This is a genomic window from Pseudomonas sp. B37(2017) (assembly GCF_002112885.1).
GTDB classification, from domain to species: Bacteria; Pseudomonadota; Gammaproteobacteria; order Pseudomonadales; family Pseudomonadaceae; genus Aquipseudomonas; species Aquipseudomonas paraglycinae.
The window spans coordinates 255,791-279,026 of sequence record NZ_NEIX01000007.1; the positions used below are offsets into that span (position 1 = coordinate 255,791).

18 protein-coding genes and 1 pseudogene are annotated in these 23,236 nt (G+C 59.6%); 12 read left to right on the forward strand and 7 right to left on the reverse strand.

All coding sequences use genetic code 11. The annotated features are described in order from the left end of the window. Nucleotides 1-150: 150 nt before the first annotated feature. Nucleotides 151-1,062 carry an SDR family oxidoreductase gene (locus CAF90_RS19160; RefSeq protein ID WP_007957229.1) on the forward strand — a complete coding sequence of 304 codons (912 nt, stop codon included), beginning with the start codon at nt 151-153 and terminating at the stop codon, nt 1,060-1,062. Between the two features lie 22 nt (nt 1,063-1,084). On the opposite strand, the gene CAF90_RS19165 is transcribed toward CAF90_RS19160, so the two are convergent. Continuing rightward, on the reverse strand, nt 1,085-1,372 hold the full coding sequence (locus tag CAF90_RS19165; RefSeq protein WP_085608102.1) for an immunity protein: 288 nt from the start codon (nt 1,370-1,372) through the stop codon (nt 1,085-1,087). Next, on the reverse strand, nt 1,369-3,402 hold the full coding sequence (locus tag CAF90_RS19170) for an S-type pyocin domain-containing protein (RefSeq protein WP_085608103.1): 2,034 nt from the start codon (nt 3,400-3,402) through the stop codon (nt 1,369-1,371). Before CAF90_RS19170 ends, CAF90_RS19165 begins: the two co-directional genes overlap by 4 nt. A gap of 229 nt (nt 3,403-3,631) precedes the next feature. Here CAF90_RS19170 and CAF90_RS19175 point away from each other — a divergent pair, with 229 nt between their 5' ends. The 5 genes from CAF90_RS19175 (at nt 3,632) to CAF90_RS19195 (ending at nt 12,542) form a co-directional block, all read left to right on the forward strand. Then, entirely contained in the window at nt 3,632-3,829 is a 198-nt protein-coding gene (locus tag CAF90_RS19175; protein ID WP_139834500.1) for a hypothetical protein, read from the forward strand. Between the two features lie 273 nt (nt 3,830-4,102). Next, on the forward strand, nt 4,103-5,896 hold the full coding sequence (locus CAF90_RS19180) for a DUF1302 domain-containing protein (protein ID WP_085608105.1): 1,794 nt from the start codon (nt 4,103-4,105) through the stop codon (nt 5,894-5,896). A 23-nt stretch (nt 5,897-5,919) separates the two neighbouring features. Then, complete coding sequence (locus CAF90_RS19185; protein ID WP_007957243.1) at nt 5,920-7,287, forward strand: DUF1329 domain-containing protein; 1,368 nt, start codon at nt 5,920-5,922, stop codon at nt 7,285-7,287. 139 nt (nt 7,288-7,426) lie between these two features. Continuing rightward, nucleotides 7,427-9,970: a LuxR C-terminal-related transcriptional regulator gene (locus CAF90_RS19190; RefSeq protein WP_085608106.1), complete on the forward strand. Its 2,544-nt coding sequence runs from the start codon at nt 7,427-7,429 to the stop codon at nt 9,968-9,970. A 178-nt stretch (nt 9,971-10,148) separates the two neighbouring features. Next, the gene (locus CAF90_RS19195) at nt 10,149-12,542 is read left to right on the forward strand and encodes a dermonecrotic toxin domain-containing protein (RefSeq protein ID WP_085608107.1); all 2,394 of its coding nucleotides are present in this window, start codon (nt 10,149-10,151) and stop codon (nt 12,540-12,542) included. 18 nt (nt 12,543-12,560) lie between these two features. Here the strand turns inward: CAF90_RS19195 and CAF90_RS19200 are convergent, their stop codons facing one another. Continuing rightward, nucleotides 12,561-13,343, reverse strand: a complete 783-nt coding sequence (locus CAF90_RS19200; RefSeq protein WP_007957247.1) for an IclR family transcriptional regulator — start codon at nt 13,341-13,343, stop codon at nt 12,561-12,563. A 163-nt stretch (nt 13,344-13,506) separates the two neighbouring features. Here CAF90_RS19200 and hmgA point away from each other — a divergent pair, with 163 nt between their 5' ends. The 4 genes from hmgA to CAF90_RS19220 all read left to right on the forward strand — a co-directional run bounded on the left by hmgA (nt 13,507) and on the right by CAF90_RS19220 (nt 18,240). Next, a complete protein-coding gene (gene hmgA, locus CAF90_RS19205) occupies nt 13,507-14,802 on the forward strand; it encodes a homogentisate 1,2-dioxygenase (RefSeq protein WP_085608108.1) in 1,296 nt (431 codons plus the stop codon). A gap of 3 nt (nt 14,803-14,805) precedes the next feature. Then, nucleotides 14,806-16,110 (forward strand): fumarylacetoacetase, encoded by a 1,305-nt coding sequence (gene fahA / locus CAF90_RS19210; protein ID WP_085608109.1) that lies wholly within the window; start codon nt 14,806-14,808, stop codon nt 16,108-16,110. A 12-nt stretch (nt 16,111-16,122) separates the two neighbouring features. Beyond that, nucleotides 16,123-16,761 carry a maleylacetoacetate isomerase gene (gene maiA, locus CAF90_RS19215; RefSeq protein ID WP_085608110.1) on the forward strand — a complete coding sequence of 213 codons (639 nt, stop codon included), beginning with the start codon at nt 16,123-16,125 and terminating at the stop codon, nt 16,759-16,761. An 81-nt stretch (nt 16,762-16,842) separates the two neighbouring features. Next, nucleotides 16,843-18,240, forward strand: a complete 1,398-nt coding sequence (locus tag CAF90_RS19220) for an aromatic acid/H+ symport family MFS transporter (protein WP_085608111.1) — start codon at nt 16,843-16,845, stop codon at nt 18,238-18,240. Here CAF90_RS19220 and CAF90_RS19225 read toward each other — a convergent pair. After that, nucleotides 18,164-18,967, reverse strand: coding sequence for a SirB1 family protein (locus tag CAF90_RS19225; RefSeq protein ID WP_085608112.1), 804 nt, complete (start codon nt 18,965-18,967; stop codon nt 18,164-18,166). The genes CAF90_RS19220 and CAF90_RS19225 overlap by 77 nt on opposite strands. A gap of 184 nt (nt 18,968-19,151) precedes the next feature. Between CAF90_RS19225 and CAF90_RS19230 the strand changes: the two genes are divergently transcribed. Continuing rightward, nucleotides 19,152-20,171, forward strand: a complete 1,020-nt coding sequence (locus tag CAF90_RS19230; RefSeq protein WP_085608113.1) for a Glu/Leu/Phe/Val dehydrogenase dimerization domain-containing protein — start codon at nt 19,152-19,154, stop codon at nt 20,169-20,171. A 167-nt stretch (nt 20,172-20,338) separates the two neighbouring features. On the opposite strand, the pseudogene CAF90_RS19235 reads toward CAF90_RS19230, so the two are convergent. Continuing rightward, a pseudogene (locus CAF90_RS19235) lies at nt 20,339-20,596 on the reverse strand (YebG family protein); the annotation flags it as partial. A 293-nt stretch (nt 20,597-20,889) separates the two neighbouring features. Between CAF90_RS19235 and CAF90_RS19240 the strand changes: the two are divergent. Beyond that, nucleotides 20,890-21,390, forward strand: coding sequence for a phosphate-starvation-inducible protein PsiE (locus CAF90_RS19240; protein ID WP_007957255.1), 501 nt, complete (start codon nt 20,890-20,892; stop codon nt 21,388-21,390). On the opposite strand, the gene CAF90_RS19245 is transcribed toward CAF90_RS19240, so the two are convergent. Next, nucleotides 21,387-21,704 carry a DUF3509 domain-containing protein gene (locus CAF90_RS19245; protein WP_007957256.1) on the reverse strand — a complete coding sequence of 106 codons (318 nt, stop codon included), beginning with the start codon at nt 21,702-21,704 and terminating at the stop codon, nt 21,387-21,389. The genes CAF90_RS19240 and CAF90_RS19245 overlap by 4 nt on opposite strands. A gap of 199 nt (nt 21,705-21,903) precedes the next feature. Beyond that, entirely contained in the window at nt 21,904-23,205 is a 1,302-nt protein-coding gene (locus CAF90_RS19250; protein WP_085608115.1) for an HAAAP family serine/threonine permease, read from the reverse strand. Nucleotides 23,206-23,236 lie beyond the last annotated feature (31 nt).

The following is a 23,236-nucleotide window of genomic DNA, read 5'->3' on the forward strand; positions in this document are numbered from 1 at the left end:
TCGTGCCGCAGGCGCCTGGCGCCTCGGCACGTTTTCATCATCCCCCAGCCTTATCGAGCACCATTCAGCCCCAGCCGTGTTCGTTGTGACCGAACGCGTCGTGCCTGACACTCCGGGACACTGTCCCTCAGGCCTGCTGGAGTTGCCCCGATGAATGAGTCTGTGCGTTTCGAAGATAAAGTCGTGATCGTCACCGGAGCCGGTGGTGGCCTGGGACGCGCTCACGCTTTGCTGTTCGCCAAACAGGGCGCCAAAGTGCTGGTCAACGACCTCGGCGGCTCGACCCAGGGCGAAGGCGCCAACGCTTCGGCCGCTGATCGCGTGGTAGCGGAAATCCGTGAGGCCGGCGGCATCGCCGAGGCCAACCATGATTCCGTCACCGACGGCGACAAACTGGTGCAGAACGCGCTCGATGTATTCGGCCGCGTCGATGTGGTGGTCAACAACGCCGGGATCCTGCGCGACAAGACCTTCCACAAAATGGAAGACGCCGACTGGGATCTGGTCTATCGCGTCCACGTCGAAGGCGCCTACAAGGTGACCCGCGCCGCGTGGCCGCACATGCGTGAGCAAAACTACGGGCGAGTGATCTTCACCGCTTCGACCTCGGGCATCTATGGCAACTTCGGCCAGTCCAACTACGGCATGGCCAAACTCGGTCTCTACGGCCTGACCCGCACCCTGGCCATTGAAGGTCGCAAGAACAACATCCTGGTCAACGCCATCGCCCCTACCGGCGGCACGCGCATGACCGAAGGCCTGATCCCGCCGCAAGTGTTCGAACAACTCAAACCGGAACTGGTCAGCCCGCTGGTGGTGTACCTGGCCAGCGAACAATGCCAGGAAACTTCCGGCCTGTTCGAGGTCGGCGGCGGCTGGATGGGCAAGGTGCGCTGGGAGCGCAGCCTGGGCGCCGGGTTCGATCCTCGCGTCGGGTTTTCCCCGGAAGACGTCGCGGCGCACTGGCAGCAGATCTGTGATTTCGAAGGTGCGGCGCATCCGAAGGACAACATCGAGGCGCTGAAGGAAATGATGGGGAATCTGCAGAAGTATTCGCTTTAAACTCTGAAGGCCACCCGACTACTCAGGTAAAAGTCAGGTGGCTTTTCAGTAAGTACTCGTAACGTTTTTCTGCCATGAACGTTGGCGTCTTCCAGTTTGGGCCTTTGACTGTCTTACCGCTTTTATCGCTGGAGAGTACTCCATCGTTGAATAGTGAATTGTAAGTGTCGACCAAAATGCCCTCTTGAATTACCTCACTACGATATCGTCCATACATACGGTCAATTCGCATTGCTGGCCAAAATAGTGCAAATAGGGAGACAACATCTGCAACCGGCTCATTTTTGATGATTTTTTCGACAGTATTCATTGGCCGAAACTCCTCATGTCTTGTTCGTACTCTCTCTGATCTTGCGCATTCATCGCATTGATTGCCTGCTCGGTATATAGAACTTCTAATTCACTGCCGAGTTTGTAGTCTTCAAGGGCTGCGGTATGAGCGTTGTTCCATATCGGGGATTCATCCGAGGGGGAGGTGTCGTCGCTGTAGCCGAAGGCCCTGTAACGCTCAAGCTCTCTTATTTCATGAGTGTAGTAGCGCAAATCTGTATCAGAATGCACCCCGCTGAGAATGTTTTCCAGACGTTGAATCATAATGTCGTTGGCGTCCGATTGATTGAGCCTTGAGATGTGTAGTTTTACTGCCTCAATTCCCTCTCGGGTGATGACAGCCGTTCGCCAATCCAGATCAAGTATCGGCCCACCAGCCTGCTCTGGATTGAAGTTGCGACCACTGTATTTCCCTCTGACGAACGCCCCTTCGTAGGGACTGCTGAAAACCACATACAGAGGCGGTATCCCCGACTCAATCGGAAAGACCGTGATAAACCCACCCAACTCATACCGATCCAGTTCAGGAAACGGGTCGATCCGCCCCTCTCCAGGAACTACTTCAGCACCGTTGTAAATCGGCAGTTCCGAATCGGCCTGCGGCAAATCCGTCGAGGGATTCAGATGATCTACCAATGGCGTCCAGGTCAGCGTGGGGCCGTTGGTGTCGCTGGCAGTGGAAACGTAGGTGTTTGTGCGAGCATCGAAGTGTGCGGCCCTGACGGGTACATTGGCGGGGACAGTCAGACCGTCCGTGGTGACTACAACGAACTCGGTTTTGTCGCCCATCGTCGATGAACCGAGCCTGACCGGCAGATCGACATCTCCTCCAATGGCGGCTGACTCATACAGCTCATCGCTGCTCAAGTCGGGTGCCAGGTCTGACAGTGGAACGCTGGCAGAGTAAAGATCGCCGTTGCCCAGTCTCGAGGGTGCAAGCAAAGCGGCGAACCCGACAATTACCGGCGCAGCCGCTGTGTATATACCCGTCAGCGCCAGGGACACCGCCGTTCGCAGCGATGTTCTGAGTGCCAGCGTAGTTGCCAAGTTGTTGCCAAAGACGCCAAGCGGCCCGCTGAAGGTGGGGCCGAATGCGGCCATTGATCCGGCATTGGCAACGACGGGGGATTGTCCGTTCGGGGCGTTTTGCGCTTGCAGACGTGCCTGCTCGGCAGCCATCTGCTGTGCGATGGCTTCGGCGGCAATTCGCGCCTGCTCGGCGGCAAGCCGTTGCATTTCAGCCAGCGCTGCAAGGCGCGCCTCTTCACGGGCCTGGATTTCCTTTTGCACCTTTTGCTGCCGTGCCGCCTCTGCGAGTGCTCGCTGACGATGTTGTTCAGCAGCGATTCGGGCTCGTTCGGCTGTTTGCCTGGCCAGCTCCCGGTCGTTGGCTTGGGAGGCGGCAAGCCAGGTGTAATAGTTGGTGTTCTGTCGACTCAGAATGTCGATGGTCTGGGACAGCAGCCTCACTTCATGAGCCGCGCGGTACGAAACGGTCCAAGCTTGTATGGCTATGCCATAGGGCTTGATCTGCGGCTCCATCTGCGAAGCCTTTTGGATAAATTCGGGCAGCGTTTTATTGGCAGGGTCACTGCCGAAGAACTGGTTAGCGATGGCGCTTTGTTGCTGAAGTATCGCCGTCTTGCGCGCTATCAATCTGTTGCGAATGTCCAGTTCGCGAATAACCGCTTGCGTGGGAGGTAGATAATGATTGGAGCCCTCCTGCCGAATCGTCGTTAATTCATGTTCAATTGTTTGTGGTAATTGAGTCGTACGGGTTTGATATTCACTCTCCAGAACACTGATATTTGATTGCATGGCGTGTGCGATCATATGAGCGGAGTGGGCGGTCATTTGCATGCCATGCCCATGGCCAAACATCCCGCTGCCGTGAGGAATTCTGGGCGAATGGGATGGCGGCATAATGAATGTGTCGCGTGGTGCAATGCCTCGTATATGGACGGCGTCGTTAATGCCTATTTCCAATCTTCCTGATGGAGGGGTTGCCATATTCATATCCTTTTGAATAAGCAGGTTTGTAATAAGCCGGCAAAAAGTCGTAGCGCCGACAAGCGTTTGCATGGAATCAAGTTACAGCAAGATGTATTGGCCTGATTCTGATTAGGCTGTAGTTGATGGCGAATTAATCTGTATGAAATTTGAGCGGGTATTAAAAAGAGTGGGTATTTCCCGTTTTTGAAATGGAAATATCTGACGAGCTATTCGGAATCTTCCATGAGTGAACGATGTGATCTTTTTCGCAGGCATAAAAAAGGCCGCTGCAAACGCAGCGGCCAAGGTAAGACGTTGGATCAAGGAGCTACAAATCAACGTCAGTGAACACCGGGGCGATGGATCGAAAAACGCTTCGGTCCATCAGAAATCGGTTGCCGACGACTCGGTCGCGGACTTCGTGCTTGCTGGCGGTCTGCCGTGAAAGCCCGCTCAGAATAAGGGCTGGCGCCTCAGGGAAAAATAGCGATTCCGGACATGCACTGTTACGGGGCATGTAACAGTGGCGCGCACTGCGGTCGTCATTATCCGTTGCGTTGATAGTGGTGCATCCAGCCTGTTCATGGCGGGCGCAAAGCCTTGTCGCAGGCGGGGATTCATCCTTTCGAGCGACAGCGTGAATACCTCCTTGGTGCGCTTATCGTCCCCGTGTGGCGGCAGTAGGGTGAGGCCTTCTGTCACTCACCGGGGAAGACGCATGACAAAAACAACAATGCGCGCCATCTTCACACCGCACGCGCTCGCCGCTGCGGTGGCCTTGGGTTGCTGTGCCCAGGCGCACGCGGTCGCTTTCAATATCGGGGAAATCGAAGGCACCTTCGATTCGTCGCTGTCGGTCGGTGCGAGCTGGGGCATGCGCGATGCCGACAAGTCGCTGGTGGGTACGGTCAACGGCGGGACGGGCCAGTCTTCCACCGGTGATGACGGGCGTTTGAACTTCAAGAAGGGCGAGACCTTTTCCAAGATCTTCAAGGGCATCCACGACCTCGAACTGAAGTACGGCGACACCGGTGTGTTCGTGCGCGGCAAGTACTGGTACGACTTCGAACTCAAGGACGAAGACCGCGAGTTCAAACAGATCAGTGACAAGGGTCGCAAGGAAGGCGCGAAGTCTTCCGGCGCGCAGATTCTCGATGCGTTCGTCTATCACAACTACTCCATCGCCGATTTGCCGGGCACCGTGCGTGCCGGTAAGCAAGTAGTGAGCTGGGGCGAAAGTACCTTCATCGGTAACTCGATCAACAGCATCAACCCGATCGACGTCTCGGCGTTTCGCCGGCCAGGTGCGGAGATCAAGGAAGGGCTGATTCCGGTGAACATGCTGTTCGCCTCTCAGGGGCTCACCGACCAACTGACGGTCGAGGGCTTCTATCAACTGGAATGGGATCAGACTGTCCTCGACAACTGCGGCACCTTCTTCGGTGTCGACGTGGCGGCGGATGGTTGCAACAACGGCTACACCGTCGGCAGCCCGGCGATCGCCCCGTTGGCGCCGCTGACGGCAGCCTTTGGTCAGCCGATCCAGGTCACCCGCGAAGGCGTGATCGTGCCCCGTGGCGGCGACCGCGATGCGCGGGATTCCGGGCAATGGGGCACGGCGTTGCGCTGGCTCGGCGATGACACCGAGTACGGCCTCTACTTCATGAATTACCACAGCCGCACGCCGACGGTTGGCACCAGCACCGCCGGGCTGTCGACCCTCGCGGCGCTGCCGGGCATGGTCGGGATCGCCAACCGGCTGGCGCCCGGCAGCGGTTCGGGGCTGGCGCAAAGCGTGATGCTCGGGCGCGGCCAGTATTACCTCGAATACCCGGAAGACATCCGCCTGTACGGCGCGAGTTTCTCCACCACGCTGCCGACCGGCACCGCCTGGACCGGCGAGATCAGCTACCGGCCCAACGCGCCGGTGCAGGTCAACACCAACGACTTGACTCTGGCCCTGCTCAATCCGATTGCCGGCGGTGCCGCGTCGCCGCTGGTCACCTCGCCGGGTGCTGACAACAAGGGCTACCGGCGCAAGGAAGTGACGCAGATCCAGAGCACGCTGACGCACTTTTTCGATCAGGTCTGGGGCGCTCAGCGTCTGACTCTGGTGGGTGAAGCAGCGGTGGTTCGGGTCGGTGGACTGGAATCGCGCAGCAAACTGCGTTATGGCCGTGACTCGGTCTACGGCCAGTACGGTTTCGGCGGCGACACCGACGGTTTCGTCACCTCCACCTCCTGGGGCTATCGCGCCCGGGCGATCCTCGATTACGCCAACGTGATCGGCGGGATCAACCTCAAGCCCAACCTGTCCTGGTCCCACGACGTCGCCGGTTATGGCCCCAACGGTCTGTTCAACGAAGGCGCCAAGGCCGTCAGCGTCGGGGTCGATGCCGACTACCGCAACACCTATACCGCGAGCCTGAGTTACACCGATTTTTTCGGTGGTGACTACAACACCCTCGAAGACCGTGACTTCGTGGCCCTGAGCTTCGGTGTGAACTTCTGATCTGCCCGAGAAGGATGAATGCAATGCGCAAGATGATTCTGCAATGCGGTGTCCTGGCCCTGAGCCTGCTGGCCGCCAACGTGATCGCGGCGGTGTCGCCGGACGAAGCCAACAAGCTCGGCACCAGCCTGACGCCGCTGGGCGCCGAGAAGGCCGGCAACGCCGACGGCTCGATTCCGGCCTGGACCGGCGGTATCCCGAAAAACGCCGGTGCGGTCGACAGCAAGGGTTTCCTGGCTGACCCGTTCGCCAGCGAAAAACCGCTGTTCACCATCACCGCCGCCAACGTCGACAAGTACAAGGACAAGCTGTCCGACGGCCAGGTGGCGATGTTCAAGCGCTACCCCGAGACCTACAAGATTCCGGTCTACCCGACCCACCGCACCGTGGCCGTGCCGCCGGAAATCTACGAGTCGGCCAAGCGCAGCGCGCTCAACGTCACCACGATCAACGACGGTAACGGTCTGGCCAATTTCACCGGCAATCGCTACTACGCCTTCCCGATTCCCAAGAACGGGGTAGAGGTGTTGTGGAACCACATCACTCGCTATCACGGCGGCAACGTCAAACGCATCATCACTCAGGTGACCCCGCAGACCAACGGCAGTTACACGCCGATCCGCTTCGAAGAAGAGATCGCCGTGCCGCAACTGATGAAGGATCTGGACGCGGACAAAGCCGCCAACGTCCTGACCTTCTTCAAACAGTCGGTGACCGCCCCGGCGCGACTGGCCGGTAACGTGCTGCTGGTGCACGAGACCCTTGATCAGGTGAAGGAGCCGCGTCTGGCGTGGATCTACAACGCCGGCCAGCGCCGGGTCCGTCGTGCACCGCAAGTCGCCTATGACGGGCCGGGCACCGCTGCCGACGGCCTGCGCACCTCGGACAACTTCGACATGTTCTCCGGCGCGCCGGACCGCTACGACTGGAAACTGATCGGCAAGAAGGAAATGTACATTCCGTACAACAGCTACAAACTCGATTCGCCGAGCCTCAAGTACGACGACATCGTCAAGGCCGGACACATTAACCAGGACCTGACTCGCTATGAACTGCACCGGGTCTGGGAAGTGGTCGGCACGGTGAAACCGAACGAGCGGCACATCTACGCCAAGCGCCACATGTACATCGACGAGGACAGCTGGCAAGTGGCGCTGGCCGATCACTACGACGGTCGCGGGCAACTGTGGCGAGTGGCCGAAGGACACGCGCAGTACTACTACGATCACCAGGCCCAGGCCTACACCCTCGAAGCGCTCTACGACATCATCGCCGGCCGCTACATTGCCCTGGGGATGAAGAACGAAGAGAAGCACAGCTTCGAATTCGGCTTCGAAGCCAAGGCCGCCGACTACACCCCGTCGGCCCTGCGCGCCGAGGGCGTACGGTAAGGGTTTCGATACATGGGCAAGGCAAAAGGCGACCGTACGGTCGCCTTTTTTATGGGCGCCAATCAGCGTACTGAATACTCGTCAACAAGCGCCGGGGAGAGGGCTAGGGTGAGCGTACAACGATAAAAAGGCGTACCCGATGACCGCCATGACCCACGCTCCGGATCGAGCGGGTTTTCTCCCGAGACTGTCTTCCCATCACCTTGCGCGTCCGCGTCTTTGCTGTGCTCTGCTCGAGTCTGCGGCGCGGGTCAAACTGGTCTGCGCACCCGCCGGCAGCGGCAAGACCGCTCTGCTCACCGAATGCCTGCTCCAGGCGCCCGTCAATTGCACGCTGTGTTGGTTGCCGCTGGCGGGCTCGTCCTTGAGCGTTGGCGAATTTTGCGAACGGCTGGCGCGCACTATGGGACTGACAGGCGCAGACGAGACATCACTGCTGTATGAACTGGCGCGGCGTACTTCGACAACGTGGGTGCTGATCGATGACTACTGCCGATATCCGGAGCCTGCGCTGGATGCCTTTCTCGACCGGATGCTGGCGGTCAGCAGTCCGGCCCTGACGTGGTGGATCGGCACGCGGCGCCGTCCGTCCTGCAACTGGCCCCGCTTGCTGCTCGATGATGCTTTGTACGAATGTGAAGGCGCGGCGTTGGCGCTGACCCGGGACGAAATCGCACAAGCGTTGCGACACTTGCCTCCCGCCCAGGCCGACAGCGTGGCGGGGCGCATCTTCCAGCGCAGCGGCGGCTGGTGCGCCGGGGTGCGGATGCTGTTGATGCAAAAATGCGACTGGTCGCAAAAGACCTTGCCGCAGCAACGCATGGACACCTTGCTGGACTACCTGCAACACGAACTGTTCAGTGGTCTGAGCCCGGAGTTGGCCGAGGCCTGGCGTGTGCTGGCGCATTTGCCGCGGTTCAATGCCGAGCTCTGTGAACACCTGTTTGGTGCCGGAGAGGGCGCCCAGTACTTGCGCACGCTGCAAGTGCTCGGCTGCTTTATCGAGCCCTGGAACGATTCGGCCGACTGGCTGCAGGTTTGCCCGTCACTGTCGCACGTCATTCGCGAAGAGCAGTGGCCATCGGGGCGTTCCTGGCATCGTCGGGCATGCCAGTGGTTCGCTGCCGCGAATGACTGGCGCTCGGCTTTTGAACAGGCTCTCCTGGCCGAAGAACATGAGGCGGCCATCAGTCTGTTGCAGCACTTCAGCTTCGAGCATCTGTTCGAAGAGCAAACGGTGGTGCTGTTGTTGCGGCTGCATGAAATCCGCGGCGGTGAACTGACAATGAGTTCGCCACAGCTGGTCGGACTGATGACGGCGGCGTTGCTGTTTGCCGGTCGCTTTGAACAGGCGGGGCAATGCATTGCGCGTCTTTCGTGTTTCCTGCCGCAATCCTCTGCACAGGGTGAGTGTCAGCTGATTGCACGCTGGCAGGCGTTGAGCGGTTGGCTCGCGCATCTCGAGGGGCGAATGGAGGCTGCCCAAGAGCATTTTTCTCAAGCATTGGAAGTGCTGGACGCGGACAGCTGGATCGCTCGGGCAATGTGTTTGTCCGGATTGACCCAGCAAGCACTTTTAAGAGGCGAACTCGACGTTGCGCATGCCTGTAACCGCCAGGCGCTGTGTCTGGCACGCGCGCAAGGCTCGCTGGTGTTCGAGGCACTGCTTGAGCTCGATCATGCGCAATTGCTGGAGCAGCGCGGCACAGCGTCCCGGGCTGAAAGCCTCCTGGCCAATGTCCACGATTTGCTTGGCAAGCAATCGAACCGGCCGACACCGTTGATGGGAAGAATCGCGTTACGCCGAGGGCGGCTGGCTTTGAGTCAGGGGTTGGACGCCCGCGCCGCAGGGTTTTTCCAGGCCGGCCTGGAGGACTGCAAACGCAATCATGACAAGCGCGTGCTGTATGGCTTCATCGGACTGGCACAATTGGCCGCCAACCAGGCGGACTACGAACAGGCTTTCGTGTGTCTGCGCGATGCCGAGCGGCTGATGCAACTGCGGCAGATTCCGGACACGGTCTATCGCGGTGCCTTGTTGCACGCCAGCAGTCTTTTCTGGCTGCAGCAAGGACGTAACGAACTGGTTTGCGAGGCGATGACCCGCCTGCTGCGACACTATCAGGGGCCCGGTGCATTGCAGGCTCCACCTGCGACGCTGGAGCTGATTCCACGTATCGAGTATTTGCTGATCCTGGCCGAGGTTGAATTACACAAGGCTCACTGCCCGATCGCGCGCCTCCAGCAGCTTCTGGAAACCGCCCGGCATTGCAGAATGCTTTCTCTGGAAACCGACCTCCACCTGGCATTGGCCGAGGTCGCGTTCGCGCTGGGTGACGAATTGTTGGCCAGATCTCATTTGCAGGCGGGTTGTGAAATGGCCAGCCTGCATGGACTGCATCAGGCACTGCATGAGCTGAAAATGCGCCGTCCCGAGCTGATTGACGGGGTTACCGAGACACCTTGTGCAGTCAGTTCGAGCGGTGGCGCATTGCTCAGTCAGCGAGAACTGGAAGTTTTGAGACTGATTGCCAAAGGGTATTCCAATCAACAGATTGCAGATCAGCTGTTTATTTCCTTACATACGGTAAAGACTCATGCCAGGCGTATACATGGAAAGTTGGGTGTTGAGCGCAGAACGCAAGCAGTGGCCAGTGCAAAGATACTGGGTCTGGATGTATAGCGGCGTTACAGCGGGAGAATGATTTATTTGTTCGGTTTCTTCTCGGAGATAATTATTAAATATTCAAAATGTGAAGTAACGGGTCGCTTGTTTTAGTCGGGGTTGTTGAGCGTTAGTTTTGTTGCATTGAATAAATGGCGTTGTGTCATTTGGTTTTTGATGCTGCAAGGAACTCGCAATGAACGATTTAAAAGATACCCTCGGCGTTCGTCCGCAATGGCTCGCTGGCACCAGCTCGTACAATCAACAGAAGTATGAATACCTGATGCAGCAAATGGCTGGCCAGGAAGCGGAGCTCAGGCAACTGCTGGGCAAGTCGGCATCCTTGAAGACCTATGCATCCGCACGTGTTCAGGAATGGACGAACAGCGCATTCGGTGCTCGAATTGATCCGGAAAGTGTCAGTGTCGTTTCCCGCTTCAACATTCAAATGGCTGGTCGCACGCTGGTTCAAGAGGATAAGCGTTCGTTACTGGAGCTGGCATTGTTCGGTCTGCATGATCAGAACCACCGGTCTGAAATGAAGTTCGAGGGTCAGATTCCTTCAGGCTTGACTCAAGCACGCGTGGAAAACTGGTTGTCCGGGGTCGATATCCGATCGGATTACTTCGAAGCGCTTCGAAAATCCTTTGATGATTACGGTGTGCAAATCGCATTGTTGGGTACCTTGGCAACCCGCATCGCTTTCAGCGCGTTTTCGGCGACTTTGCAGGGACATCTCAATCAGTCGAGCATGCAGATGGTCGAGCGCTTCCTGCAGGGGGACCGCAGCATTTCGGCATCGGCGTTCGTGTTGAAGGGATACCGATATGGTTTCAGGGACCTGACGGCTTTCCAGCAAAAGAGCAATCCCTATGGCGCCTGCGCCTTGTACGCTCCAGGCTCGCCCGGCGGGCGGGACTGGTACGCGTTCCCCAATATTCGCGAGCTCGAGTTTCAGGTGGCCGGCTGGGTCAGGACTGACGAGGGCGTGAGCTATCTGACGTCCCAGGCGCATCCTCAGGAGAGGGGCGCATTGACGAAGTATGCGAAACAGCTTCAGCAACTTCCGAGTGCCTGGAAAGGCGCAAACTTCTACGAATGGCCCGAGGCACCCGAAGGGATTCTTGCAGAGGCGGTTTTCTATCAAGTGTCCTGGGACCTGGCCCAGGAGAGTCTTGTCCAGCCGGTTGGCTATCGAAACTCGTCTGCCGATCTTCGTCAGCGTTACGCTCGATTGAACACTGAGTTGAAGGCCCTCTATACCGTCAACGCTCGCAAAGCCGGCATCGTTCCCTATGAGACTTTTTGCCGTGATCTCATAAAAAATAAAATAGAAGACCTGCTGAAAGCATCCGGGGAAATCGTCGTAGTCAATCCTGATGAGATTATTGTCGAGCTGGAGCAGGGTGAAGAAATTTCGTTGTCGCGGATCATTATCAAAGAGACGCCGTTCACTGTGCGTGAAGTGGAGGGCAAGCTGCCAGGTATTTATCCGCGCTTTCGCGTGAGTGCAGGTCATCCAACGCTGCACAATCTTGATATTCGTCAATTGGCAAGCTGGTCCCGAACATTGCGCCCGGGAGAAAAGTACATTGCCATGTTGCGTTCGGTTTATCTGAACAATAAACATCCAGACTATGAGCTTAAGCGGGAAATACATTTTAGAGCGCAGCAAGCCGAGATGTACCGGGCGGTATTGTCCAGCCAGTTTTCCGGCGAGATGTCCCCAGGGTTGGCTGAACAGTTGAATCGTTTGATCGCAGGGCTGGACAAGGCCTCGGATCCATCGTTTCCTCCTTATGGAGAAACCATCACCAACGTGCAATACAGTGCGGTGTTCAAACTGCATTTGAAGCGTTGCCTGATTGAAGGCGTCTACGTTTTCAGATTGGTAGAGGGCGGAAAAATCACCGAGATTCTCTACACGCCCAACGCACCCGATGGTATCCATTACCGCCCGATGAATCAGCTCTTTGCGTCGATCAGGGAAAACGCTCTCGGCCAGTATTTCTATGAACGGGTCAAATACATCGAGCAGCCGATCATCGGGACTTTCATCAATAACATCGAGTTCAAGAACATCTCCGAAAGCCCGCCCGTGCTTGAGATGAACAGCCGTGTGCAGTCGTTGCGGGCGAGTTACAACGCCCGCATAGAACGGATTATTTCCGATGTGGACGCACAAACGACCAGCCTTGGTGAAATCATCGGGAAACTGGTTTATGACACGTCAGTTCTGGCTGCAACGGTGGTCAGCATGGTTATTCCACCGGTGGGGCTGGCGCTTTCAGCGGTGCAGATCACCAGGAATGTTCTCGAGGGTGCCCAGGCTTACAAGTACGGAGATCGGGAAACAGCGTTCGACCATTTCAAGGATGCGTTGCTGGACCTGGCCTCTCTGGTTCCCGGAGGGAAAGAAGCGACCAAGGCTCAGAAGACCCTGATCCAGCTTCTGGGCGACGCCAACACGGTCGTCGGTCTGGTGGCTTCGGCCACTGGCCAGAGTCTCGGCTACGAGCGTTTTCAGGAACTGCTCGAGGAGATCCTGAAAGAAGAGTCGGCCAGCGATAGCCAGACGTTGTTGCTGTAACCGGCTGAAGTCATCTGACTAGCGGGCGTCAAACCCCATCCGCCAGCTCACGGCCCGCGTCGCCGCCAGCAGCCGCTGCGCCGCCGGGCCGTTTTCGTCGGCGTGGAAAAGCGAGGTCGGGCCGACGATGGTCAACACCGCAGCGACCTGCCCGAGGGCGTTGAACACCGGTGCCGACAAGGCATCGACGCCGGGCATCAGCAAGCCGTGAACATGATGCAGACCGCGTTCGCGGATCTGTTCGCACAACGCCGCATAAGCTTTTTCGTCTGCCAGCGGATGGCCGCCGCTGGCGATTTCCTGCTCGCGCAATTCATCGGTTTCCCGATGCGGCAGGAACGCGCCGAAGACCAGGCCGGTGGAGGAACTGAGCAACGGTAATACCGAGCCCAGTTGCGTCACTACCGTCACCGCGCGCACCGCCGGTTCGATGTGCACCACGGTCGCGCCCTGATTGCCCCATACCGCGAGGAAACAGGTTTCGTTGAGTTCGTCGCGCAACTCGGCCAGCGGCAGGGCGGCGACTTTTAGCACGTCCATACTGTTGAGAGCGGCCAGGCCCACGCGCAGCGCTTCACGGCCGAGACCGTAGTGGTTGGTGGCGGTGTTCTGCTCGGCAAAACCCGAGGCGATCAAAGCCTGCAGATAACGGTGAACCTTGCTCGCGGGCATCTGCACATGTTCGGCCAGACGCGACAGCGAAGTGGACGGAGACAACTCGGCCAGGGCCTTGAGGATGTCGGTGCCGACTTCGGCGGAGCGGACTTTCTGTTTGCCGTTGCTGTCGCTGGTTTTTTCCATGGTGCTGCCGTGTCCCGGAACGAATGGGCGTCTTTATAGCTTGACGCTGGATAGCGAGCAAATTACGTTATGCGTAATTGAATTACGATAAAAATAACCCCGGCGTGCCAAGACCTCTGATCCAGAGCGTCCGGCCATGCCGACTCCCTGTTCAGGAGGCTCCATGAACCTCGATTCAGCCCTGGCTTACCAGTCCGGTTTCGGTAACGAATTCAGCTCCGAAGCACTGCCCGGCGCACTGCCCGTCGGCCAGAACTCCCCGCAGAAAGCCCCTTACGGTCTGTACACCGAACTGTTCTCCGGCACCGCGTTCACCATGACCCGCAGTGAAGCGCGGCGTACGTGGATGTACCGGATCCAGCCGTCGGCCAATCACCCGGCATTCGTCAAACTCGAGCGGCAACTGGCGGGCGGTCCGTTGGGTGAAGTCACCCCCAATCGCCTGCGCTGGAACCCGCTGGAGATCCCGGCCGAACCGACCGATTTCATCGACGGTCTGGTCAGCATGGCGGCCAACTCCGCCGCCGAAAAACCGGCCGGCATCAGCATCTATCACTATGGCGCCAACCGTTCGATGGAGCGCGTGTTCTTCAACGCCGACGGCGAGCTGCTGCTGGTGCCGCAACTGGGGCGCCTGCGCATCGCCACCGAACTGGGTGTGCTGGAAGTGGCGCCGCTGGAAATCGCCGTGCTGCCACGGGGTTTGAAATTCCGCGTCGAACTGCTAGATCCGCAAGCGCGCGGCTACGTCGCCGAGAACCATGGCGCGCCACTGCGCCTGCCGGATCTGGGGCCGATCGGCAGCAACGGTCTGGCCAATCCGCGGGACTTCCTGACCCCGGTCGCGGCTTACGAAAACCTGCAACAGCCGACCACCCTGGTGCAGAAATTCCTCGGCCAGTTGTGGGGCACCGAACTCAATCACTCGCCGCTGAACGTGGTCGCCTGGCACGGCAACAACGTGCCGTACAAATATGACCTGCGCCGCTTCAACACCATCGGCACCGTCAGTTTCGATCACCCGGATCCGTCGATCTTCACCGTGCTGACCTCGCCGACCAGCGTCCACGGTCTGGCCAACCTCGACTTCGTGATCTTCCCGCCGCGCTGGATGGTGGCGGAGAACACCTTCCGTCCGCCGTGGTTCCACCGCAACCTGATGAACGAATTCATGGGCCTGATCCAGGGCGAATACGACGCCAAGGCTGAAGGTTTCGTGCCCGGCGGTGCATCGCTGCACAGCTGCATGAGCGCCCACGGCCCGGACGGCGAGACCTGCACCAAAGCCATCAACGCGGACCTCAAACCGGCGAAGATCGACAACACCATGGCCTTCATGTTCGAGACCAGCCAGGTGCTGCGCCCAAGCCGCTTCGCCCTCGACTGCCCGCAACTGCAATCCACTTACGACGCCTGCTGGGCCACGCTGCCCGCCACGTTCGACCCGACCCGGAGATAACCCATGACTCAGAATTCCATCACCCGCAGTTGGGTCGCTTCGGCCAACGGCCACACCGAGTTCCCGCTGCAGAACCTGCCACTGGGCGTGTTCAGCGTCGAAGGCTCGGCACCACGCGCGGGCGTGGCGATTGGCGAACACATCTTCGATCTGCAAGTGGCGCTGGAGGCCGGGCTGTTCGACGGCGTCGCGCGCAGTGCGGTCGAAGCCATGCGCGGCGGTCAGTTGAACGCCTTCTTCGAGCTCGGTCGCGACGCCCGCGTTGCCCTGCGCGAGCGTCTGCTGGAACTGTTCAGCGAAGGCAGCACTCATCGCGGCAACATCGAAGCCCAAGGCGCGAAACTGCTGCCACTGGCCGCCGATTGCCGGCTGCACCTGCCGGCGCGCATCAGCGATTACACCGACTTCTACGTCGGCATCGAGCACGCGCAGAACGTTGGCAAACTGTTCCGTCCGGACAACCCGCTGCTGCCGAACTACAAACACGTACCGATCGGCTACCACGGTCGTGCGTCTACCGTGCGCGCCTCCGGTGCCGACGTGCGCCGCCCGAAAGGCCAGACCTTGCCAGCCGGCGCGACCGAGCCGACCTTCGGCCCGTGCGCGCGCTTGGACTATGAGCTGGAACTGGGGATCTGGATCGGTCAGGGCAACGAGATGGGCGAGTCGATCGCCATTGGTGACGCCGCTGAACACATCGCCGGTTTCTGCCTGCTCAACGACTGGTCGGCCCGTGATATCCAGGCCTGGGAATACCAGCCGCTCGGCCCGTTCCTGTCCAAGAGCTTCATCACCAGCGTTTCGCCATGGGTGGTGACCGCCGAAGCGCTGGCGCCATTCCGCACTGCGCAACCAGCGCGCCCGGAAGGTGATCCGCAGCCATTGCCGTACCTGCTCGACAAGCGCGATCAGGAGGGTGGTGGTTTCGACATCGAGCTGGAAGTGCTGCTGCTCACCGAGAAAATGCGCGAACAGAATCTGCCGGCCCATCGTCTGACCCTGAGCAACACCCGCTACATGTACTGGACCGTTGCGCAAATGGTTGCGCACCACAGCGTCAACGGCTGCCAGTTGCAGGCCGGTGACCTGTTCGGTTCGGGCACCTTGTCCGGCCCTGAAAACGGTCAATTTGGCAGCCTGCTGGAAATCACCGAGGGCGGTAAAAAGCCGATCGAACTGGCGTCCGGTGAAGTGCGCAAGTTCCTTGAAGACGGCGACGAAATCATCCTGCGCGCCCGCTGCGCCCGCGAAGGTTTTGCCTCGATCGGCTTCGGCGAATGCCGTGGCACCGTGCTGGCGGCGCGCTGACAGGAGCGGCTCATGGATCTCTACACCTATTACCGTTCCACCTCGTCGTACCGGGTGCGGATCGCGCTGGCCCTCAAGGGGCTCGACTATCAGGCATTGCCGGTCAACCTGATCGCACCGCCCGGCGGCGAGCATCGGCAACCGGCGTACCTGGCGATCAATCCCCAGGGCCGGGTGCCGGCCTTGCGCACTGATGACGACAAGTTGCTGATTCAGTCGCCGGCGATCATCGAGTACCTGGAGGAACGTTATCCACAGGTGCCGTTGCTGCCCGAAGACCTCGTTGCCCGCGCACAGGTGCGCGGCGTGGCGGCGGTGATCGGCTGCGACGTGCATCCGTTGCACAACGTCAGCGTGCTCAATCGCTTGCGCGGGTTGGGGCATGACGAGCCGCAAGTCAACGAGTGGATCGCTCACTGGATCAGTCAGGGGCTGGCGACGGTGGAGCAGTTGATCGGCGACAGCGGTTTCTGTTTCGGCGAGTGGCCGTGTGTGGCGGACGTATACCTGATTCCGCAGTTGTACGCGGCCGAGCGGTTCAACGTATCGCTGGAGGCGTATCCACGGATTCGTCGGGTGGCCGCGTTGGCCGCTGAGCATCCGGCGTTCATTGCAGCGCATCCGGCGAATCAGCCGGACACGCCGAAGTAGCATTTGATGGCTCCCGTGCAACGCACGGGAGCCATTCCGGTTACCCGCAAAAAATCATAAAAACAAAACAGGTACCCTGCGATGCACAACCAGATTGCCAGCTTCCGGGCGGCACTCGACGCCCGTCCTGTGTCCCGCTTTCAGTGGTTGCTCCTGATTCTTCTCGCCTTGCTGCTGGTCACCGACGGCTATGACGCCCAGGTGCTCGGCTACGTGGTGCCAGCGCTGGCCCAGGATTGGGGCCTGGAAAAATCCGCATTCGGTCCGGTATTCAGCGCCAACCTTCTGGGCCTGACCCTCGGCTCGCTCGCCGTAACGCCGCTGGCCGACCGTTTCGGCGTTCGACGGATTCTGCTCGCCTGCGTGCTGATCTACGCCAGCCTCACCGTGCTGATGGTGTTCGCCGATTCCCTGAATACCCTGATGATCGCGCGCTTCATCTGCGGTATCGGCATGGGCGGCGCGATGCCCAGCGCCATGGCGTTGATGTCGGAATATTCACCACCGCGCCTGCGCACGTTGATGGTGACGCTGGCGGCCTGCGGCTTCTCGTTCGGCGGTGCGGCGGGTGGTTTTGTCGCGGCGGGTTTCATCGACCGTTTCGGTTGGCAAGCGGTGTTCCTTGCTGGCGGTGTCACGCCGTTGCTGCTGTTCCCGTTCCTCTGGTGGCTGTTGCCGGAATCCTTGCCACGCCTGCTGCGCGATGCGCCGCCCTATGCACGCCTGCGCAAAGTCACCGCGCGGATGCTGCCGGACTGGCAGCCACCGGCGGCATCGGTCGAACAGAACGAACGCGAGCAGGGCAGCAAACTGACCGTAGTGGAGTTGTTCCGCAACGGTTACGCACGTCCTACCTTGCTGATCTGGGCGACGTTTTTCGTCAGCCTGATCCTGCTGTATTTCATGATCAGTTGGCTGCCGTCGCTGCTGCTGGAAAGTGGCCTGAAACTCAACGAAGCGAACCTGGTGACGTCGATGTTCCTGTTCGCCGGCGCGCTGGGGGCGATCTGCATGGCGTGGTTCGCCGACCGGTTGAAAAGCAAGGTGCGGCTGCTGTCCGGCGTGTTGGCCGGCGCGGCGGTATGCACGATTTTGTTAGGCCTGAATCACGACAACCCACGTTATCTGGTGGCCTGTGTGTTTGCGGCGGGGTTCTGCATCATTGGCGGGCAACTGACGCTCAACGCGTTCGCCAGCAATTTCTATCCGGCCCACGTGCGCGCCACCGGCACCGGCTGGGCTTTGGGAGTCGGGCGGTTCGGCTCGATTCTCGGGCCGCTGTTCGGCAGCCTGTTGCTGGCGATGCACATTCCGGTGGCGCAGATTTTCTTCTTCTGCGCGATTCCGGCGGTGATTGCGGCATTGCTGATCATTCAGGTGCGTTCGCCAGTTACTGTGCCGTTCAGTGGACAACCGTGTTCGGGGGTAGATGCCCCAGCCGTTCCGTCAGGCGAAGTCGCTGAATCGGGTCGTCACTGAGCAATAGCGCGTGCTCAAGATCGAAACGCTCGGCGTTCGGGCAATCGAGGCGCTGGTACAGACTGGCCCGAGCCAGATAGTCGGCGGCGCTGGCATTGCCCAGTTCAAGCACGCGCTCGGCATCGATCAGCGCCGCGATGAAGTCGTCGTGGGTCAGGTGCAGCTGGCGCAGGTTGCGTGACAGGCGCTGAAGCATCTGCACCGGTTCGGCAGTCAGCAGGTGGTCGGCGTTGAGTTTCATCTGGTGGCCGTACTGGCGATGCAGCAGTTCGCGGCAATCGTTCGGATACAGACGCCGCCCGCCGCATGGATCGAGCAGGTGATCGGCCCCGGGAACCTTAAGCAGGAAATGCCCGGGGAAGTTCACGCCCACCAGCGGAATCTCCAGGCCACGGGCCAGTTCCAGAGCGATCAGTGCCAGCGCCAGCGGCTGGCCGCGTTTGGTCTGCATGACCTTGTGCACCATCGCCGCCTGCGGGCGCAGCGGTACGAAATCATCCTGGGCAAACCCCAGATCGGTCATGCGCCGCAGCAACGGTTGCGCCAGCTCGCTGACCGGCAGCAACGGCAAGCCATAGCTGACCCGCTGCTGCAGTTCCTTGAATTCCTGCAACAGCGCTTCGGGATCGGCTTGTTTGTCGTGTTCGGCGGCCATCCACAACGCGGCCTCGAACAGCGCGGGCGGTGAACGGTGCAGACAATCGAAGAAACGTTGGCGCGGACTCATCTAAATCTCCGGGGCATGCCTCGTTTTAGCCCCGTCTTTGCCATTCGTCCAGTACCGGGCCGCTCTGCCATCGGGTTATGCCACAACCCTCCGATCGGTGGCGGCGCTTATTCCGGCGCGCTTCAGCAATTTTCAGGCGCAAGCCTATACTGGCGTCTACCAGAAGTGATTCGGGAGCCTGCCGATGTTCGCTCTCATGCAAAGCACTCGCCTGGAATCGCTGCACCTTAGCGTTGATCCGGTGTCCGGATTGAAGGCGGTCATTGCCATCCATAACAGTCGCCTGGGGCCAGCCCTGGGCGGGTGTCGTTATCTTGCCTACCCGAACGACGAATCCGCAGTCGAGGACGCCATACGCCTGGCCCAGGGCATGAGCTACAAGGCCGCGCTGGCCGGCCTCGCCCAGGGCGGCGGTGTCGCCGTGATCGTGCGGCCGGCCCATGTGGAAAATCGTGGCGCGCTGTTCGAAGCCTTCGGCCGTTGCATCGACCAACTCGACGGGCGCTACATCACTGCCATCGACAGCGGCACCTCAGTGGCGGACATGGATTGCATCGCCCAGCAGACCCAGCATGTCACCAGCACCACCTCGGCCGGCGACCCGGCGCCGCATGCGGCGATGGGCGTGTTCACCGGAATTCGCGCCACGGCCATGGCGCGGCTGGGAAGCGACAATCTCGAAGGCTTGCGCGTGGCGATTCAGGGGCTGGGGAATGTCGGTTACGCACTGGCCGAACAACTGCATGCCGCCGGTGCCGAGCTGCTGGTCAGCGACATCGACCACGGCAAGGTGCAACTGGCGATGGAACAGCTCAACGCCCATCCGATTGCCAACGACGCATTGCTCAGCACGCCGTGCGACATCCTCGCGCCGTGTGGCCTTGGCGGGGTACTCAACAGTCACACCGTCACCCAGTTGCGCTGCTCGGCAGTGGCGGGGTCGGCCAACAATCAGCTGACGCACCTGGACGTCGCCGATCAGCTGGAACGGCGCGGCATCCTGTATGCGCCGGATTATGTGATCAATGCCGGCGGTCTGATCTACGTTTCCCTCAAGCATCGGGGCGAAGAACTGACGACCATCACCGCGCACCTGTCGAAGATCAGTTCGCGCCTGACAGAAGTCTTCGCCCACGCCCAGGCGGAAAAGCGCTCCCCCGCGCGAGTGGCGGACGAGTTGGCGGAGAAGGTGTTGTACCGCTGAGGTTTGTCCGGGCATGAAAAAGCCCCCGAGTCTTTCAACTCAGGGGCTATTCAATTCAGAGGCTTCAATCCAAGTGTCGCTTACTTCGCAGCCTTCGCCGCTTTGGCAGGTTTGGCTGGCGCTTCTGCCGGTTCGGCCACGTCTGCCGGCTCGGTTGCCACAACCGGTGCCGCCGGTGCGCTGATCAGCTCCGACAGTGCATCAGGCTGGCTCTTGAACGCCCGGGCGAACACATCGCGGTTCTTCGCCATGAAGATCCCGACTTCTTCCACTTGCTGCTCGCTCAACGAAGGAACGGCTTTTTCCAGCACTTCGGCCAACAGTTCGGCCAGTTCGAGCATTTTGTCATGACGGTCAGCTTCGGCTTTATCCATGAACAAGCGCTCCAGATCTCGGCTGCTGCGGTATACCACTTCGACGGCCATTCACCACCTCACATGCCTTCACATTAAGTTGTCTTTGCGACTACTGTATCTATATACAGCGAAAAGGATAAGCGAATCCCTGCGCTTTGGGTAGTGGCTTTTCAATGTAGACCGGATTCGGATTTTGTCAGCCTGACGGTTACGCACAGGTGCGACCAAACGCCACGGCGCGGGTTTCGCGGCGGCTCGCCATGATGTCGTGGCCTCTTTTCTGCATGCATCTGCGTACGTGTGCAATAACCGTCACGTCCAGCAAGCAACATCCGCTCGAACCGGGCTAAGGAACCTTCATCGTGAAAATCAACTGGGCCGAGAAACTGCGGCAAAACGTGCACCAACTGGCCGAGTCCCTGGGCAACCTGTTCGTCGAGACCTTCCACTACCTGGCGCTGTTCGCCATTGGTGCGGTGACCGCGTGGGCGGCGGTGATGGAATTTCTCGGGATGCTCGAGGAAGGGCACATCAAGATCGATGACATTCTGTTGCTGTTCATCTATCTGGAACTGGGGGCGATGGTCGGGATTTATTTCAAGACCAACCACATGCCGGTGCGCTTCCTGATCTACGTGGCGATCACCGCACTGACGCGCCTGCTGATCTCCAACGTCTCGCACCACAATCCGCCGGACATGGGCATCATTTACCTGTGCGGCGGGATTCTGCTGCTGGCGTTCTCGATCCTGGTGGTGCGTTACGCCTCATCGCAATTCCCTTCGGTGAAAATCGAGAACCCGCACCGCAAGATCGGCACGGGTTCCAGTGAACATCCTGAAGTGGAGAAGGGCGAGCTTTAAAGGCCGGCAGTTGGCCGGGGCTGATGTTTGGCCTGACGCGGTGGTGGAGCGATTCCGTCGCCGCGGGTCATGGCATCGAGGATCGCCATGGCGCTGTGGCCCTGTTCGATGGCGATGCCGAACTGAATGCTTTGCACCAGGCGTTTGAGGCGCTTAGGGTCATTGCGCTGTTCGGCGCTGATCATCCGTTTGGCGACGATCCGGCCGCCATTGGAGAGGGTCAGCATGATGCTGCCGTCGAGCCCCTGAATGCTCAGGTTGATCTGATAGTCCGGCGCGAAGGCATCGGTAATGATCTGAAAAGGATTGTCCATGATGCGTCACCGCCTGATTGAACGTGCAGTTGTTGACCGGCCTTGATCGGGTTGGTTCGCCAAACCTGACCATCGGCCCTTCCGTGGTCCTGTCTCCTTCAGCGATGTAGCAAGGGACATGCCGGGAATATTGTCGAACAATGAAACCGGCCAAAAAGAAGGCGAGCCCATGGCTCGCCTTCTTCGTTTGCGGCCCGTTTCAGGGCAGAACCGAGTAGATGATCGCTGACAGTGCAATCAGGCCGATCAGCACCACGAACACGTTGGACACCTGGCCCGAATACTGGCGCAAGGCCGGCACGCGGCGGATCGCGTACATCGGCATCAGGAACAGCAGGCAGGCAATCACCGGCCCGCCGAGGGTTTCGATCATGCCGAGGATGCTCGGGTTGAAGGTCGCCACGGCCCAGCAGCTGAGGATCATGAACAGCGCAGTCGCACGGTTCAGCCAGCTCGCCGACATCACCCGGCCACGGCTGCGCAGGCTTTTGACGATCATGCCCTGGAAGCCTTCGCTGGCGCCGATGTAGTGGCCGAGGAAGGATTTGGTGATCGCCACCAGCGCAATCAGCGGCGCGGCGTAAGCGATGACCGGGGTCTGGAAGTGGTTGGCCAGGTACGACAGTATCGAAATGTTCTGCGCCTTGGCCGCTGCCAGATCCGCCGGCGACAGCGCCAGCACGCAGCTGAAGCAGAAGAACATCACCGTCACCACCATCATGCCGTGGGCCATGGCGAGAATGCCGCTGCTCTTGCGTTCGGCCTGCTCGCCGTAGCGTTGTTTCTGCTCGACGGCGAAGGCGGAAATGATCGGCGAATGGTTGAACGAGAACACCATCACCGGGATCGCCAGCCATAGGGTCTTGAGGAGCACCGACATTTCCATCGGTTCTTGGGCACTGGCGAAGAATGCGCCGTTCCAGTTCGGAATCAGGCTGAAGCCAAGCAACAGCAGCGCGGCGACGAACGGATAGACCAGCACGCTCATGGCTTTGACGATCACGCTCTGACCGCAACGCACGATGGCCATCAGACCGAGGATCAGCGCCAGCGACAGCACCGCGCGCGGCGGCGGGGCGATGTGCAATTGATGTTCGAGGAAGCTGCTCAGGGTGTTGGTCAGCGCCACGCTGTACACCAGCAGGATCGGAAAGATCGCGAAGAAATACAGCAGCGTGATCAGTTTGCCGGCGCCGATGCCGAAGTGTTCTTCCACCACTTCGGTGATGTCACCGGAGCGGCCCGACAGCACGAAGCGGGTCAGACCCCGGTGCGCAAAGAAGGTCATCGGGAACGCCAGCAACGCCAGGATCAGCAACGGCCAGAAGCCGCCGACACCGGCGTTGATCGGCAGAAACAAGGTGCCGGCACCGATGGCCGTGCCGTACAGGCCGAGCATCCAGGTGGTGTCGAATTTGCTCCAGCCCTTGTGGGCGATTTCGTTATTGCGTGTGCGGTCTACAGCGGGATTTTCGGCAGCAGGTGTGCGTACATCGGTCATCGTTTTTGCCTCGTTATTATTCTTGCTCGGG